At 67.5% G+C, this 14,715-nt stretch carries 18 protein-coding genes; 3 read left to right on the top strand and 15 right to left on the bottom strand.

The window, feature by feature from the left end; translation table 11 throughout:
* Positions 1-23: 23 nt before the first annotated feature.
* The 11 genes from ACLJQ7_RS24905 to ACLJQ7_RS24855 form a co-directional block, all read right to left on the bottom strand.
* Entirely contained in the window at positions 24-854 is an 831-nt protein-coding gene (locus ACLJQ7_RS24905) for a F0F1 ATP synthase subunit delta (protein ID WP_410650573.1), read from the bottom strand.
* A 6-nt stretch (positions 855-860) separates the two neighbouring features.
* Positions 861-1,424 (bottom strand): F0F1 ATP synthase subunit B, encoded by a 564-nt coding sequence (locus ACLJQ7_RS24900; RefSeq protein ID WP_410650572.1) that lies wholly within the window; start codon positions 1,422-1,424, stop codon positions 861-863.
* A 34-nt stretch (positions 1,425-1,458) separates the two neighbouring features.
* Entirely contained in the window at positions 1,459-1,716 is a 258-nt protein-coding gene (locus tag ACLJQ7_RS24895) for an ATP F0F1 synthase subunit C (protein ID WP_125785136.1), read from the bottom strand.
* A 61-nt stretch (positions 1,717-1,777) separates the two neighbouring features.
* Positions 1,778-2,575, bottom strand: coding sequence for a F0F1 ATP synthase subunit A (gene atpB, locus ACLJQ7_RS24890; RefSeq protein WP_410650571.1), 798 nt, complete (start codon positions 2,573-2,575; stop codon positions 1,778-1,780).
* Positions 2,576-2,954: 379 nt separating this feature from the next.
* Positions 2,955-3,410, bottom strand: coding sequence for a hypothetical protein (locus ACLJQ7_RS24885; protein WP_410650570.1), 456 nt, complete (start codon positions 3,408-3,410; stop codon positions 2,955-2,957).
* Between the two features lie 56 nt (positions 3,411-3,466).
* A complete protein-coding gene (locus ACLJQ7_RS24880; protein WP_410650569.1) occupies positions 3,467-4,618 on the bottom strand; it encodes a glycosyltransferase family 4 protein in 1,152 nt (383 codons plus the stop codon).
* 73 nt (positions 4,619-4,691) lie between these two features.
* Positions 4,692-5,342 carry an L-threonylcarbamoyladenylate synthase gene (locus ACLJQ7_RS24875; protein ID WP_410650568.1) on the bottom strand — a complete coding sequence of 217 codons (651 nt, stop codon included), beginning with the start codon at positions 5,340-5,342 and terminating at the stop codon, positions 4,692-4,694.
* A 248-nt stretch (positions 5,343-5,590) separates the two neighbouring features.
* Positions 5,591-7,576, bottom strand: a complete 1,986-nt coding sequence (locus tag ACLJQ7_RS24870; protein ID WP_410650567.1) for a M6 family metalloprotease domain-containing protein — start codon at positions 7,574-7,576, stop codon at positions 5,591-5,593.
* A 195-nt stretch (positions 7,577-7,771) separates the two neighbouring features.
* The gene (prmC, locus tag ACLJQ7_RS24865) at positions 7,772-8,638 is read right to left on the bottom strand and encodes a peptide chain release factor N(5)-glutamine methyltransferase (protein WP_410650566.1); all 867 of its coding nucleotides are present in this window, start codon (positions 8,636-8,638) and stop codon (positions 7,772-7,774) included.
* Positions 8,639-8,722: 84 nt separating this feature from the next.
* Positions 8,723-9,271 (bottom strand): HD domain-containing protein, encoded by a 549-nt coding sequence (locus ACLJQ7_RS24860; RefSeq protein WP_410650565.1) that lies wholly within the window; start codon positions 9,269-9,271, stop codon positions 8,723-8,725.
* A 7-nt stretch (positions 9,272-9,278) separates the two neighbouring features.
* Positions 9,279-9,626, bottom strand: a complete 348-nt coding sequence (locus ACLJQ7_RS24855) for a MerR family transcriptional regulator (protein ID WP_410650564.1) — start codon at positions 9,624-9,626, stop codon at positions 9,279-9,281.
* A 35-nt stretch (positions 9,627-9,661) separates the two neighbouring features.
* On the opposite strand from ACLJQ7_RS24855, the gene ACLJQ7_RS24850 reads away from it, so the two are divergent.
* Together ACLJQ7_RS24850 and ACLJQ7_RS24845 are read left to right on the top strand one after the other, a co-directional pair.
* Positions 9,662-10,870 carry an alpha/beta fold hydrolase gene (locus tag ACLJQ7_RS24850; protein ID WP_410650563.1) on the top strand — a complete coding sequence of 403 codons (1,209 nt, stop codon included), beginning with the start codon at positions 9,662-9,664 and terminating at the stop codon, positions 10,868-10,870.
* Between the two features lie 342 nt (positions 10,871-11,212).
* The gene (locus ACLJQ7_RS24845; protein ID WP_410650562.1) at positions 11,213-11,950 is read left to right on the top strand and encodes a hypothetical protein; all 738 of its coding nucleotides are present in this window, start codon (positions 11,213-11,215) and stop codon (positions 11,948-11,950) included.
* 6 nt (positions 11,951-11,956) lie between these two features.
* Here the strand turns inward: ACLJQ7_RS24845 and prfA are convergent, their stop codons facing one another.
* Both prfA and rpmE read right to left on the bottom strand, forming a co-directional pair.
* Entirely contained in the window at positions 11,957-13,027 is a 1,071-nt protein-coding gene (gene prfA, locus ACLJQ7_RS24840; RefSeq protein WP_410650561.1) for a peptide chain release factor 1, read from the bottom strand.
* An 80-nt stretch (positions 13,028-13,107) separates the two neighbouring features.
* Complete coding sequence (rpmE, locus tag ACLJQ7_RS24835) at positions 13,108-13,335, bottom strand: 50S ribosomal protein L31 (RefSeq protein WP_007028345.1); 228 nt, start codon at positions 13,333-13,335, stop codon at positions 13,108-13,110.
* Positions 13,336-13,557: 222 nt separating this feature from the next.
* Here rpmE and ACLJQ7_RS24830 point away from each other — a divergent pair, with 222 nt between their 5' ends.
* On the top strand, positions 13,558-14,103 hold the full coding sequence (locus tag ACLJQ7_RS24830; RefSeq protein WP_410650560.1) for a CHAP domain-containing protein: 546 nt from the start codon (positions 13,558-13,560) through the stop codon (positions 14,101-14,103).
* A gap of 63 nt (positions 14,104-14,166) precedes the next feature.
* Here the strand turns inward: ACLJQ7_RS24830 and ACLJQ7_RS24825 are convergent, their stop codons facing one another.
* Complete coding sequence (locus tag ACLJQ7_RS24825; protein ID WP_410650559.1) at positions 14,167-14,475, bottom strand: hypothetical protein; 309 nt, start codon at positions 14,473-14,475, stop codon at positions 14,167-14,169.
* On the bottom strand, positions 14,442-14,699 hold the full coding sequence (locus ACLJQ7_RS24820) for an AAA family ATPase (RefSeq protein WP_410650558.1): 258 nt from the start codon (positions 14,697-14,699) through the stop codon (positions 14,442-14,444). The genes ACLJQ7_RS24825 and ACLJQ7_RS24820 overlap by 34 nt, the downstream gene beginning before the upstream one ends.
* Positions 14,700-14,715: the final 16 nt, after the last annotated feature.

Below are 14,715 nucleotides of genomic sequence, written 5' to 3'. Positions count from 1 at the left end.
GTGTGCAAAGTCGTTGTTGTGGGTCAGCCGGCCAACCGGCGACGCAGGGCATCGATGCGCCCCGCGGTGCTGCCGTCGATGACCTCGTCGCCGACGCGGACCACGAGTCCGCCGCCCAGTGACGGGTCGACCTCGACATGCAGCGCGAGCTGCCGCCCGTACAGGGCGTTGAGCTTCTCGCTCAGCCGAGCCTGCTGCTCGTCGGACAGCGCGCTCGCGCTGGTCACCTGGGCGACCGAGCGCTGACGGCGTTCCGCGGCCAGCTGGACCAGCCGCTCGAGGGCGTTGGCGACCCCGCGGCCCTTGGCGCGCAGGACGACCTGCTCGACGAGGGTCTTGGTGACCACGTCCACCTTGTCGGCGAACAGGGTGCGGACGAGGGTCCGCTTCGCCTCGACGGGAGCGGCCAGGTCGGCAAGGGCCTGTTCGAGCTCCGGCGCACCCGCAACGATACGAGTGACCCGGAACAGCTGGTCTTCGACAGCGTCGATGTTCCCGGACTTCTCCGCACTGGTGAGCAGCGCCGAGCGGCCGAGGGCCTCGAGCCCGTCGGTCAGTTCGCGCGGGCTCGACCAGCGGCTGCCCGCCACGGAGTCGAGCACCTGCAGGGCCGGCTCGGAAACCTTGCCCGCGAGAATCCCGCGAGCGAGGCCGATCCGGGCTTCGGGCGTGGCCGAACCGTCGGCGACGGCCCGGCGCAGGCCGATCTCCCGGTCCAGCAGGGCGACGACCGAAAGCAGCTCGTCGCCGACCGAGGAAGACACAGTCGGGTCCGTGCCTGCTTCGGCCAACACCTCGCCGAGACGATTCTCGGCGAGGTCGAGCGCTTCACGGCTCGCAGCATGCAGCGTCATTCTGGTCTACTTTCCCGCTCCGAGACCGGCACCGTTGGCACCGGTGGTCTCCAATTCGGCCAGGAACCGGTCCACGGTGCCGTGACGGCGCGCGTCGTCCGCGAGCGATTCGCCGACGATGCGGCTGGCCAGCTCGACGGAGTTACGGCCGAGTTCGGCGCGCAGCTCGGCGATGATCTGCGCCTTCTGGGCCTGCAGCTGAGCCTGGCCCTGGGCGACGATGCGCTGGGACTCGGACTCCGCCTCGGCCCGCAGCTCCGCCTTGATCTGCTCGGCTTCGAGCCGCGCGTCGTCGCGGATCTTCGCGGCCTCGGAACGGGCTTCCGCCAGCTGCGCCTTGTACTGCGCAAGGTTCTCTTCGGCTTCGGCCTGCGCCTTCTCGGCCCGCTCGATGCCACCCTCGATCAGCTTGGTGCGCTCCTCGTAGGCCGCCTCGAAACGAGGGACGACGTACTTCTTCAGAACGAACAGCAGCAGAAGGAAGGCGACGAACCCGAGGATGAGCTCGGGAATGTGCGGCAGGATCGGGTTGGGCGCTTCAGCCGCCAACACCAATTCGGTCTTCAGCACAACGTCTCCTTAAAGCGAGATGAGTCGAAAGAACTCAGGCGCCGGAGGCGAGGAAGTAGATGACGATACCGATCAGCGCGAGCACCTCGGTCAGCACGAAGGTCGAGAAGGCGATGCCCTGCAGCTTGCCCTGGGCCTCCGGCTGACGGGCGGTGCCGTTGATGACCGCGGCGAAGATCAGACCCACACCGATACCGGGGCCGATCGCGCCGAGGCCGTAGCCGATGGCGGCGAGACCCGGGTTGATGTTGGAAGCGGCCTCGGCAGCCTGCGCAAGAACGATGTTGCTCACGTGCGTTTCCCTTCAAACTCGGTCCGCGCGACTCACGCGGATCGGGGGCTTTTGGTGTTTCTCAGTGCTCCGACGCCAGCGCGGCGCCGATGTACCCTGCGGACAGCAGTGCGAAGATGTACGCCTGCAGGATCTGGATGAAGGCCTCCAGGAACGTCATCGCGATGGCGAAGAGGAACGCCACCGGCGACGCGACCTTCACGATGCCTTCGCCCTCGGTCAGCAGGAAACTCCCGCCGAGCGTGAAGACCATGATGATGAGGTGCCCGGCGAACATCGCCGCGAAGACTCGGATGGCCAGCGTGGCCGGTGCGATGAAGAACTTCTGCGCGAACTCGATGGTGGAGTACAGCGGCAGAACGAATCCGGGAATACCCGCCGGCGCCAGTTCCTTCTTCAGGTAACCCTTGAAGCCGTGGCGTTTGAACCCGACGTAGTGGTACACCGGGTAAACGACGAGGAACGCGAGAGCGACCGGGAAACCGATTCGCGCCATGGTCGGGAACTGGAAGAACGGGATGATCCCGAAGAGGTTGTTCACCAGCACGAAGCTGAACAGACCCAGGACCAGCGGAATGAACGGCTTGAAGTCGGCGGAGCCGATCTGTTCCCGCGCGATGTTGTTGCGGCCGAAGTTGTAAATCGACTCGGCCATGAACTGTCCCTTGCCCGGGACGACCTTCAACCGGCGCGACGTCACCATGAAGTAGGTGACGATGATGATCAGGGAGATGACCACCAGCAACATCGGCTTGGTGAAGCTCAACCAATAGCCGGAGCCGAACAACGGCGGTAGGTTGAAGTCTTTGACGCCAGGCGGCGTGAACTCCGCACCCTCGGCTAGTACCAGCGCGCCCACTGGGCTCCTTCCGGTTCTCCCGGCCGGCGTTCACTCCGCCGGGGGAATCGTCACGATCTGGACTTAACGTACCCGACACGTATCGGGCCGTCGGAGGCGGCCACCCCACGATGTGCTGAACACGGTTTCACGTTCCGCACACGAGGATTCTCGATGCAGCGCTCCCGGGAGACAGACGCCTACCAGCGGGTAAGAGGGGACGATTCAACGCCGCCGCCACACTGCTGTTCGGGGTTCGTCATCAGGAGCCGGCAGCCGAGGCCGCCGCCCATACGCGGACCATATCAGCAGGATCCGACAGGCCGTACAGGCGTACTACATTGCCCCCGATCGGCCGAGGACCTAGGTCCCGCCCCAGGTCAGGACCTCGGTCCCGGGGTCAGCGGGAAGCGGGGATGATCGTCGGGATCTTGGTCTTGCGGAAGGCGGCGAACTCCGCGGCGGCGGACACGAGAATGGCCGCGATCATCGTGATCCCCAGCGACATCGGGTGCAGGTCGGACCATCCGCGCAGCAGGGTCAGCGCCCCGAACAGCACGAGGATCTTGAGGACGTAACCACCGAGAGCGATCACCATCACGAACATCGGGTCCATGCCCGCGCTGAAGCGCATCATGCCCAGGGTCGCGAGGGACGACAGGATGGCGAGGACGCCGCCGATCACCGAGCCGTACAGGCCCGGGAGTCCATTGAGGATGGTGAACAGCGCGACGCAGGCCAGCACGACCGGCGGTGTCGCGATCAGGGAAGCCCTCGTCATCGCGTTGGCCGCCTGCAGGACCACCTTGGCGTGGGGGTTCTCCTCCGCCTCGACGGTCTTCTCGGTCTCGCTCACAGAAAACTCCCTGGTCGTCTCAGCCAGCCAGTGTAGGCCCGCGCCGATACGGGCGTTCAGACGGTCCGGTTCCGCGATCGCAGCCGCGGCACGATCGACACCAGGGTCGCCAGCAGGAACCCGAAGCCGACGATCCAGAAGACCGCGGCGCTGTCGAACAGCGTGACCGAAACGGCGCCGAACGCGAGCAGGCCGGCCCACAAGTAGATGAGCAGCACCGCGCGGCGCTGGGAATGGCCGATCTCCAGCAGGCGGTGGTGCAGATGCATCTTGTCCGCGGCGAACGGGCTCTCGCCGCGACGGGTGCGGCGGATGACCGCCATGATCAGGTCGAGCATGGGCACGAACAGCACCGCGGCGACCACGACGAGCGGCGAGAGCAGCGCGAGCGCGTCCTTGCCGCTGAACTGCGGGTACGGCACGCGGCCCGACGCGGACGTCGTCGCCCCCGCCAGCATGAGGCCGATCATCATCGAACCCGAGTCGCCCATGAAGATCTTCGCGGGCTGGAAGTTGTACGGCAGGAAGCCGAGACAGGCCCCGGCGAGCGTGGCGGCGATGAGGGCGGGCGGGTACGCGCCGACGTCGCCACCCGAGGAGTCGAGCAGGCCGAGGGAGAAGGAGCACGTCGCGGCGGCGGCGATGAAGCCGAGGCCGCCGGCGAGCCCGTCGAGGCCGTCGACGAAGTTCATCGCGTTGACCATGACGACCACCAGCACGACGGTCAGCAGCGCGCCCTGGTTCTTGTCCAGCACCAGCACCTGGCCGAAGGACTCGCCACCGCCGCCCCACGGCACCCAGAACGACACCCACTGCACACCGAAGATCACCAGGATCCCGGCGCACATGACCTGGCCGGCCAGTTTCGTCCAGGCGTCCAGCTCGAACCGGTCGTCGAGGGCGCCGATCAGGGAGATCACCCCCGCGGCGAGCAGGACGCCCAGCGAATCGAAGGAGAAGTCGAACCCGCGGCTCAGCGCGGGCAGCTGGTGCGCGAGCCCCATCGCGGCGGCGACGCCGAGGAAGATCCCGATGCCACCCATCCGCGGGATCGGGGTGACGTGGACGTCGCGGGCCCGCGGGTTGGCGATCGCGCCGATCCGGATCGCGACCCGGCGCACGACGCCGGTGAGCAGGAAGGTCACGGCCGCCGCGGTGAGGGCGACGAGGAGGTACTCCCGGATCGGGAGGCCTTGCGTAGGAGGCATGATGCGTTACGCCGCCGAGGTCCAAGTCACTCGAACACGCTACCGCGCTGGGGGGATACGCCCGGACACGGTCCTAGGCGAGTGACTCCGCGGGCACGCCCAGTACTTCCGCGACGGCGGCCCGGCTGACCGCGCCCTCCCGCAGGATGACCGGGTCGTCGCCGGTGAGATCGACCATCGTGGACGGAACGGGCTCTCCGGACGAGCCGCCGTCGAGGTAGACCGCGACGCTGTCACCGAGCTGATCGACCGCTTCCTGCGCGGTGGTGGCGGGCGGACGCCCGGACACGTTCGCGCTGGAGACCGCCATCGGGCCGACGTCACGCAGCAGTTCCAGCGCGACCGGATGCAGCGGCATCCGCAGCATCACCGTTCCGCGTGACTGGCCCAGATCCCACTGCAGGCTCGGGGCGTGCGGAAGAATGATCGAAAGGTCACCGGGCCAGAAGGCCTCGATGAGCGCGCGGGCCTGCGGCGGCGTGCCGAGCACGAGTCCGTCCACAGTGGACCAGGAGCCGACCAGCACGCCGACCGGCATGTCCGGGCCGCGGTTCTTGGCCCGGAGCAGGGACTGGACGGCGCCGCCGTCGAAGGCGTCCGCGCCGATGCCGTAGACCGTGTCCGTCGGGAGGACGACGAGACGGCTGGAACGCACGGCGCTCGCCGCCGCCGCGAGCCCGTCGGCCCGGGATTCATGCTTGCTGCAGTCGTACACCGCGCTCATGGCCCTTGAGGGTAGCCCTGTGCCGTTCTGGGGCTCGCCAAGGTGCCCCGTCCCGGCCGGCTCCGCCGCGTGTCGTCCATCTGATCACGCGTGTCGTCCATCTGATCACGCGTGTCGGCCATCTGATCACGCACGTCGTCCGTCTGATCACGCGTGTCGTCCATCTGATCACGCACCCCGCGCCATGAACGGGCCGTTCCTTGCGAAATTCGCCAGGAACGGCCCGTTCATAGCATCCGGAGCACCTGTCAGAAGGCGAAAGCCGTACAGAACGACGTCGCCGTCTTCGCCGGATCCGCGATCGACGTCGCGGTCAGCTTGATGTGCGCGACGTGGTCACCGCCCGCGGCCCGTTTGGCGTGCGCCGTCGCCGAAGACCGCCCGCCGAACGGAACGGTGGACAGCTCGTTCGGCAGCCGCACCTCCCAGCCCTTCGCGGTGGTGGACGCGCTCAGGCGGTAGGTGTCGGTGTTGTACGGCGCCGCCGCGCCCCGCGCGTCACCGGTGTTGAGCACCGGGAACGAGCAGCTCGCGAGGCCCTGCTTGGCGAACGCCGGAACCGACGGCCACAGCGAAACACCCCTGGCCCGCGAGCCCGCGCCGTCGAGCGAAGCCACCGTGACGACGTAGGACAGCACGCCCTTGCGGTCGCGCTCGACGTCCGAGACGAGGAACTTCAGCCTGTTCGCCTCGTCGGTGTACTCGTACTTGCTCGCGGAGCCGGTGCCCGCCTTGAACGCCGCGTCGTTGAGCTGGCGGTAGTCGCCGATCGTGATCGGCACCGCGGTGCCGTCCGGCTTCTTGTAGTCGGTCATGCCGATGTCGGCCGGATTCGCGTCGACGATCCATTCGAACGGCGCGTTGTCCTGGTTCTTCGTCTTCGCGATGATGACCCCGGAATCGGGAGCGAACGAATCGCTGCCCATCCGGTCGACGACCTCGACGGTGTAATTGTGGTATCCGCCGCCGTCGCAGAACGGATCCTTGGACCGATCGCATTTCGGCGAAAGGTCCCCGCCGGTCAGCGCGATGTTGATCCCGCTGTAGGCGCCCTGTCCAGGAAGGACCGAACGCGCCGTGACCCTTGCCGAAACCGGCCCGGTCTTGGCGAGCTGGTTCCGGTCGAGTTTGAGGACGTCTTCGGGGTCGATGATGTCGAGCTTCATCTTGGTGCGCAGCATGTGGTGCGAACCCATCGAGCCGCCCTGTGTCGCCGGGATCTGCCAGCGCGTGTGCGGTCCGCCGGGGCCGTTGAAGCTGCCGCGCGACATCATCTCCCACGGTCCGGTGTAGGTCCTGGACAGCGGCGTGCCGAACGGGTTGTTGTAATTGTCGCCGATACCGAGAATGTGACTCAATTCGTGCGCGTATACCGCCTGGCCCGAGCTTTCGGCCTGGGTCGAGGACCCGGTGACCGCGTTCGGCCAGATACTCGCCGCCGATTTCCACGACGTCCACGGAACGTACCGGGTGGGCGCGGCGTTCGGCATTCCCGCGACACCGGGGCCGAATTCGTCGGGCACGTTCCCCGGCTCACCGAACTTCATCACGCCGAATTCCTGCCAGGTCGCGCTCTCGTCCTGACCGGCGGAAAGATAGAAGATGAAGTCGAACTGCTTGGAGACGTCACCGACGTCCGCCCGCCAGGCGGCGCCCGCGTCCGCGCGCAGGTCACGCTTGCAGTTCGCGCCCGGCGGGCAGGCGTCGGGCTGGAACTCCATGCCGTATTCGAAGGACTTGCCGGGCAGCCGGTACGGCCCGAACGCGGTCAGTTCGACGCCCATCCTGCCGCCGGAGTCCTCCATCCAGTACTCGTTGATGGTGTGGCCCTGGTTCAGCGCCTGCGGTTTGTTGAGGAAGTCCTGGTAGAACTTCGCGACGTTCGCGCGAGGGATGTCGCTGGCGGCGGGCCCGGGGTTGCCGAACACCGTCGAACGCGCCGGCTGCGTGACAGCGAACTCCTGGTCCGGGTAGTCCGCGAGCACCACGGCGCCCTTGAACGTCCGCTTTGTCGGCTTCAGCGCGGGATCGGCCCAGTTGGTGCCGGGCGGCTTGCGGTAGTCGTCCCACGTCATGTGGTCCTGGTTCTCCCAGGTCGACCCGTCGATCGGGGCGGGCCAGCCTTTCACCGGCACCGCGGCGGACGCGGGCTGGGCCACCAGACCTGGCAGTAGCGCGACGGTGGCGAGGACGGCGAGTGTTCTGAGTGGGGCTCGTCGGAGAGACGATCGCATCGGGGTACACCTCCCAGTCGGACCGCCGATGAGGCGGCCGTGATCGACGTTAGGAGGTGGGCTTTGCCCTGGGCACCGCCGGAAGTCGTGAGTCCCGCTAACTATCGGCCCAACGCCCCTCCGCGTTTCGTCCTCTGAATGCGGTAGTTGCGCGTGCAAGTACCGCATTCAGAGGACGAAACGCGGGAGGAAGAGTCAGGAGACCCGCAGGGCGGTGACGAACCGCGGCCGCCCGGCGAGATCGAGGTGCCCTTGGACGTCGGTGAGCACCCGGCGCGCCCGCACGAGCGCCGGGACGGCGGAACCGTGCGTGTCGTCGTGCTCGATCGCCATCCCGCCGGTGGGCCGCAGCAGACGCGCGGCCGCGGCGATCGCGTGCCGGATCACCGCCAGCCCGCTCTCCTCCGCGAACACCGCCCGCGGCGGGTCGTGCTCCGCGACCTCCGTCGGCACAGGGGTGCCGTCGGGAACGTACGGCGGGTTGCACAGGACCAGGTCGACGAGCCCGTCGAGTTCGGCGAACATCGTGCTGTCCGCGACGTCGCCGGAGTACAGGCGGATGGGCGTGTCCCCCGCGTCGGCATGGACGTCCGCGTTGTGCCGGGCCCACGCGAGCGCCTGCGCGTCGATGTCGACCGCGTAGACGACGGCGTCCGGCCGCGCGTGCTGCACGGCCAGCGCCAGCGCGCCCGATCCCGTGCAGAGGTCGACCACCACCGGATACTCGCGCCCGTGCAGCAGTTTGAGGCCCCATTCCAGGAGCAGCTCGGTCTCCGGCCGCGGGACGAACACCCCGGCGCCGACGTTGACCGTGATGTCGCCGAGCGCGGCCCAGCCGGTGAGGTACTGCAGCGGGATCCGTTTGGCCCGCTGGTTCACGAGCTGGCCGATCGCGTCGATGACGGGCGGGTCCACCAGCGGCACCATCGGCAGGCGGCCGCGTTCGACGCCGAGGACATGGGAGGCGATCAGTTCCGCGTCCGAACGCGGTGACGCCACACCGGCCTCGGTGAGGATGCGGGTCGCTTCCATGATGGCGAGGCGCAACGGCTGCCGGTTCACTGGTGTTCCTTCACAGAGTCAAGCCTGACACACGAGGCACGCGTGCCGGGGTCGATACACGCGGGCCCAGGGTATCGATTCCTTTCACCTCACCCGCCACGAGAGCGACGACAACGTCAGTGCCGCTTCGGCCACACGGCGCGCTAGGTCGGTCTGCAGGCTCTTCGTCGCCGAAGCGATCCACTCGTCCACGTTCCGTACACCGACATCGCGGTATTCGACGGCCTGAAGCAACATCTCCAGCTTGTCCGCGTCGCGCGCGTAGAGCGCCTCCGGGCTCTCGGCGGACTCGTATTCGTCGACGGCGTCGCGCACCGAGTCACGCGCCGCGTCGGGAAGCGACGAGGTCTGCGCCGCGGTGATCGCCCTCGGGTCCGGCTTCTCGACGAAACCCTTGATCGTGTGCGGAAGGTCGCCGGTCCGCGTCTCCTGCGTGTCGTGCCAGAGCGCGAGGTACGCCGCCTTCGCCGGGTCGGCACCGCCCTCGGCCGCGAGCAGACCGGCCAGCTGCGCGACCCTGGCGGTGTGCTCGGCGACCGATTCCGGATCGCGGACGCCCGCCTGCCACCATCCGGCCCGCCGGATCCGCTTGAGCACACCCAGTTCGAACCCGAATCTGGCCAGGGCTTCCACAATTCTCCTACGCGTCGGCGGTGAGATATCCGGCCAGTGTCCCGCGCCGCTGCCGGAGGGTGTCGATGCGGTCGTCCATTTCGGCCAGTTCGCGCCGGATCTCCGTGACGACCGTGGGGCAGAGGTCGAGTTCCGGCAGTTCGCCGTTCGCGCACGGCAGCACCTTCGCGATGACCTGCGTGCTCAGCCCGGCCGCGAGAAGCGCGCGGATCTGCCGCACCGTGGTGACCGCGTCCTCGTCGAAGCTGCGATAGCAATTGGAGTCGCGCCGCGAGACCAGCAGCCCCTGTTCCTCGTAGTAACGCAGCAGCCGCTGGCTCACACCGGTCCGCCGGGACAGCTCGCCGATCAGCATGTGACCCCCGTCATCCGAGTTTGACCTTCACATCGATGTCAGTACCTAACGTCGCCGGCATGACGAATCATTTCGCGCACGTCGTCCGCGGTTCCGGCCCCGGCCTGCTGCTCGCCCACGGCGGTGGCGGCAGCGTCGAAGGCAACTTCGGGAGCATCCTCGACGATCTCGCCCGCACCCACACCGTCGTCGGCCCCGACTACCCCGGCTCCGGGGCCACGCCGCGCAGCACCGAGCCGCTGGACCTCGACGCCGTCGCGGACGAACTGGTCTCCATCGCCGTCGACGCCGGCCTCGAACGCTTCGCGATCCTCGGCTACTCGCTCGGCACCGGCGTCGCCGTCCGCGCCGCGACCCGGCACCCCGATCGGGTCACCGGGCTCATCCTGACCGCCGGATTCACGAAACCGGACAACCGGCTGCTGCTGGCCGTCGACATCTGGCGCGAACTGCTGGGCGGCGACCGGAAGCTGCTGGCGAAATTCCTCACTTTCGCCGCCACCGGCGAGAAGCATCTGAACGCGCTGACGCCCTCGGAGCTCGAAGCCGCCATCGAGGGACTCGCCGGGTTCATCCCGGAGGGCAGTCCCGAACACGTGGGCCTGGTGGCGAACGTCGACCCGCGCCGAACTGGCCGGGATCTCGGTCCCCACCCTCGTCGTCGCCACGACCCTCGACGGACTCGCGCCGCCCGCCCACTCCCGCGAACTCGCGGCCGGGATCCCCGGCGCCGAACTGGTCGAGATCGAGGCCGGGCACGGTATCGGCACCGAGGCCCGCGACGAATGGCTCGGCGTGATCGAAAAGTTCCTCGACCAGGCGTAGTCTTCGCATACAGAGGGTGCCGAGTCGATCACTGTGACGTATATTTCATGGTGGCCCGGGTGAGGTATCGGGAGATCGGGCTGCCCTTCGGCGTGTTTTCCGCGGCGCTGGGCGTGCTGCTCGTCCGATTCCTTGTTCCTCGCCCGATCGGCATAGCGACAGCGGTGACGGCTGGCGCATCCTGTGCCCGGCTCGGCGCCCGCGAGGTCGACAGGCCTTCGGAAGACTTCGTCCGCTTCTCCTACGCATCCGTGAAGACAGGACCGGCCTCGCCATTGACTTACCGAAGGGGTGGTCACCTCGTTGAGAATCCCGAATATCGAATGACAGGAGGCTCGACGCATCCCTGTCCATACAGATACTCCACTGATCAAAATCAGGACCCGACATCTACTACCGGTTGCGACGGAGCAGGGTGACCTGTTCGGCGAATATGGCGGCATGAGAAGTCTTGGTGATCCGATTAGACTTATCGGCGGAGCCGAAGCGGACGCTAGCCGCGTCCTGGGTGGAACCTACAGGTCAAGCTGCCCTGAGGAGCAGTTGCAGAGATTGCTCAACGCAGGCCGGTTCGACGATGGACCGACGCCACGCTCCTGGTTGTGAGGGGTCCCGAGCCCCGGCATCGGCCGAGGTCGGCCCGTGAGCGTCTGCAGCGATTCCACTGGCCGAAGTGTCTGCCATTCGCGAAGTTCCCTACGACGCGCGGTCCGCGTAAGCTGAGCGAATCCCGCACTCGCCGAAGGGCTCACGAAATAGTCATGGATCTCCGGGAAACTACTGTCGTCACGCGGATATCCGCGAATATCGAGACCGAGGATCTCGCCGCGGCCGCCGCGCTGGGCGAGCGCCTCATCGGCGAGTTCGACGCCACCGAGCTGGAGATCTGCCGGGCGGATCCCGAGAGCGGCTGGACGGGGTATCTGGTCTCAGTCGGCTATCGCACACCTCCGGCCGACGGCGAAGATCCCGCCGAAACACTGCATCGAGCCGCGGTACCCGCGCTTTTCCACTTCGGACTGAACGCGCTATCCTTCGAAATTCACGGCACGCCGGAGACCGGGCAATATGGAAGCTATGACGCCTACGACACCCGAGCGGACGGATTCACTCTCCATTCGCTGATGGCGTCCGTCGGCGGCACCGATCCACGTGAGCCCGCGCACGTCACCAGGCACGATTTCTCGCCGCGCGCCGAAACCGATGTGATTTCGCGGGTACATCTCTACGTCCCCACCGATGACTTGCGGCTGGCCGTGGACATGTGCGGCCGTCCCGCGGCGGACCTTTCGGCGTCACTGGTCCGGATCACCACGGCCGCGGGTCCTTGCGAGGCGGTACTGTTGTCGGCTTTCCCGGCCGTAGCCGGAGAAACCGAGGAAGAGGCACTCAGCCGGGTCACGAACGAGGTGAACGCCCACCTCTCCCACGTGAACATGTCCGTCCGGGCGGTCCATACCGCACTGGAGGACGATCCGTTCTACACCGAGCCCGGTTAGCCGGCCTCAGCCCGCGTGGGCGGCCAGCCGCTCTTCGCGGTCCGCGGTGATGAGCGCGTCCAGCACGCCGTCGAGGTCGCCGTCGAGGACCTGGTCCAGGTTGTACGCCTTGTAGTTCACCCGGTGGTCGGCGATGCGGTTCTCGGCGAAGTTGTAGGTGCGGACCCGTTCGGAGCGGTCGACGGTGCGGACCTGCGAGCGGCGCGCGTCCGACGCCTTCGCGGCGGCCTCCTCCTCGGCGATCGCCTGGAGGCGGGCCTGCAGCACCTGCAGAGCGCGGGCGCGGTTCTGGATCTGCGACTTCTCGTTCTGGCACGAGACGACCACACCGGTGGGGAGGTGGGTGATCCGCACCGCCGAGTCGGTCGTGTTCACGCTCTGGCCGCCGGGGCCGGACGAGCGGTAGACGTCGATCCGCAGGTCGTTCGGGTCGATCTCGACCTCGACGTCCTCGGGTTCGGGGTAGATGAGCACGCCGGACGCGGAGGTGTGGATGCGGCCCTGCGATTCGGTGGCGGGCACGCGCTGCACGCGGTGCACCCCGCCCTCGAACTTCAGCCGCGCCCAGACGCCGTCGGCGTCGGCGGAACGGCTCTTGATGGACACGGTGACGTCCTTGAAGCCACCGAGGTCCGAGTCGACAGAGTCGAGTACCTCGGCCTTCCAGCCGTGACGCTCGGCGTAGCGCAGGTACATGCGCAGCAGGTCGCCGGCGAACAGCGCCGACTCCTCGCCGCCTTCACCCGACTTGATCTCCATGACCACATCGGAGCCGTCGTACGGGTCGCGCGGCAGGAGCAGTTCGGTGAGCTTGGCCTCGAGTACGGGAATCTTCGCGGAGATCTCTTCGGCCTCGGCCGCGAAGGTCGAGTCCTCCGAAGACAGTTCCTTCGCCGTCTCAAGGTCGTCACGGGCGGTGTCGAGCTCACGGACCGTCTTGACGACGGGGCTCAGCTCCGCGTACCGGCGGCCGAGCTTGCGAGCGCGCGCCTGGTCGGCGTGCACGGACGGGTCGGCCAGCTGCTCTTCCAGCTGGGCGTGCTCTTCGAGCAGACCCTTCAGCGAACTCGAATCCACACTCCACCTCTCAACGACCCGGACAAAAACCATGAAAAACGGCGCCTACCCGGACATGCGGGTAGGCGCCGTCGTTCAAGCTACTTGGCGTCTTCGGCCTTCTTGCGCTTGCCGTAGCGAGCCTCGAAGCGCGCGACGCGGCCGCCGGTGTCCATGAGCTTCTGCTTGCCGGTGTAGAACGGGTGGCAGTTCGAGCAGATCTCGACGTGGAGGTTGCCGGAGGTCTTGGTGCTGCGCGTGGTGAATTCGTTGCCACAGTCACAGTTCACGTGCGTGACGACGTACTCGGGGTGAATACCGCTTTTCATGGTGTCCTCTCTCGTTGGCCCCGGGTCCCCGTGCGGGGTGAACCGGTGCCGGACTTCAGCGGATGATTTTGCCAGATGTGCTGGCAGTGGCGTCAACGCACCCCACCCTCGGCATATTCCGCCACGTTGAGTCATCGACCATCGGCGTCCGGTTGTACGAAATTTGTACTTGATCACGCGAAGCTCCTCCTGTTGGTGATTCCTCAACAGGAGGTACTGATCATGCGCACCATCCTCGCCAAGGTGGCGAAGCCGGCCTCCGTCGCCGCGCTGGCCATCGCGGCACTCGCCATGGCTCCGGTCGCGGGGGCCGCTCCGGCCGCCCCCGAAGCGGTCGCCACCATCACCGCCGCCGACGTCAACCCGGCCGCGGGGACGTTCACCACCCTGTCCGACGGTGACCTGGCCATCCAGGGCGCCGGCGACGGCACGCCCGCCGGCGCCGTCCAGTGGTTCAAGAACCGCATGGGCTCCACCGCGTACCAGGGCCTCTGCGAGAAGGCCGTCGAGAACGCGTACGGGACCACCGGCGTCTGGGCCTCGGCCAACGCGCACTGGAACGGCGCGAGCCCGAAGCACACGACCGGGACGCCGCCGAAGGGCTCCTTCGTCTACTGGAACATCAGCCAGTGGGGCCACGTCGGCATCGCCGACGGCTCCGGTGGGATCTACGCCTCCAGCATCGGCGGCAAGATCGGCCACGCGTCGAGCGTGCACTACTTCAACAACTACCGCGGTTGGACTCCTGCGGCGGTTCCGCACCGCTGAGCCCTCGGGTCGCGTGGTCCGTGAAGGCCTCCTTGAGGGACTCTGGGTCCCTCAAGGAGGCCTTCACGGAACTTCGGCCGACGCAAGCCAGCGCTTCGTCGCGCGCGGCGAGGTCAGGTGCACGACCGGCACCGTGGGATCCGTGACCCAAGCGCGGATCGTGCGCCGCTTGCGTGCGAACGAGCGGAAGTGCCAGTAAATGATCGAATCGCCGGAGACCATGCCCCGCAGCGTCTCGACGTTGCCGTTGCAGATCCGGCGACGGGTGACGCACCGCACCACGGTCCGGCGCACCAGGCGGCCCAGCGAAACCCAGCGCGGATAGTCCAGCGCGACGATCAGTTCGGCGCGGGCAACGCGATGTCGCGCCATTTGGCGAACATCCCGTCGATGATCCAGTGCTCCCCTGCGACCAGCGCGCTGATCCGGCGGCGTTGCTCGTCGTCGGGGACGGGTACCCAGCCCGGCTGCCAGGCCAGATCGTCGTCGACCGAATGGCACGGCAGCCCGGTCCGCTCGGCCAGGCTTCGCGCCAGCGTCGACTTACCCGAACCGGTGACCCCGTACACGACGATGCGCCCCGGCACCGAACCCACAGCTTCCTCCAGGCCG

Origin of the sequence: Amycolatopsis sp. cmx-4-54 (assembly GCF_046548895.1) — a bacterium.
In the GTDB taxonomy this organism is placed as follows: domain Bacteria; phylum Actinomycetota; class Actinomycetes; order Mycobacteriales; family Pseudonocardiaceae; genus Amycolatopsis.
The sequence above is the reverse complement of the archived record's forward strand: the minus strand, read 5'-3'. Positions and strand labels throughout refer to the sequence as shown.

Bases quoted from the DNA above. Each gene is read 5' to 3' on its own strand.
- ACLJQ7_RS24875 (WP_410650568.1), bottom strand. From the start codon at position 5,342: ATGAGCGCGGTGTACGACTGCAGCAAGCATGAATCCCGGGCCGACGGG.
- ACLJQ7_RS24870 (WP_410650567.1), bottom strand. From the start codon at position 7,576: ATGCGATCGTCTCTCCGACGAGCCCCACTCAGAACACTCGCCGTCCTC.
- rpmE (WP_007028345.1), bottom strand. From the start codon at position 13,335: ATGAAAAGCGGTATTCACCCCGAGTACGTCGTCACGCACGTGAACTGT.
- ACLJQ7_RS24830 (WP_410650560.1), top strand. From the start codon at position 13,558: ATGCGCACCATCCTCGCCAAGGTGGCGAAGCCGGCCTCCGTCGCCGCG.
- ACLJQ7_RS24880 (WP_410650569.1), bottom strand. From the start codon at position 4,618: ATGCCTCCTACGCAAGGCCTCCCGATCCGGGAGTACCTCCTCGTCGCC.
- ACLJQ7_RS24905 (WP_410650573.1), bottom strand. From the start codon at position 854: ATGACGCTGCATGCTGCGAGCCGTGAAGCGCTCGACCTCGCCGAGAAT.
- ACLJQ7_RS24850 (WP_410650563.1), top strand. From the start codon at position 9,662: ATGTCAGTACCTAACGTCGCCGGCATGACGAATCATTTCGCGCACGTC.
- ACLJQ7_RS24855 (WP_410650564.1), bottom strand. From the start codon at position 9,626: ATGCTGATCGGCGAGCTGTCCCGGCGGACCGGTGTGAGCCAGCGGCTG.
- ACLJQ7_RS24825 (WP_410650559.1), bottom strand. From the start codon at position 14,475: ATGGCGCGACATCGCGTTGCCCGCGCCGAACTGATCGTCGCGCTGGAC.
- ACLJQ7_RS24845 (WP_410650562.1), top strand. From the start codon at position 11,213: ATGGATCTCCGGGAAACTACTGTCGTCACGCGGATATCCGCGAATATC.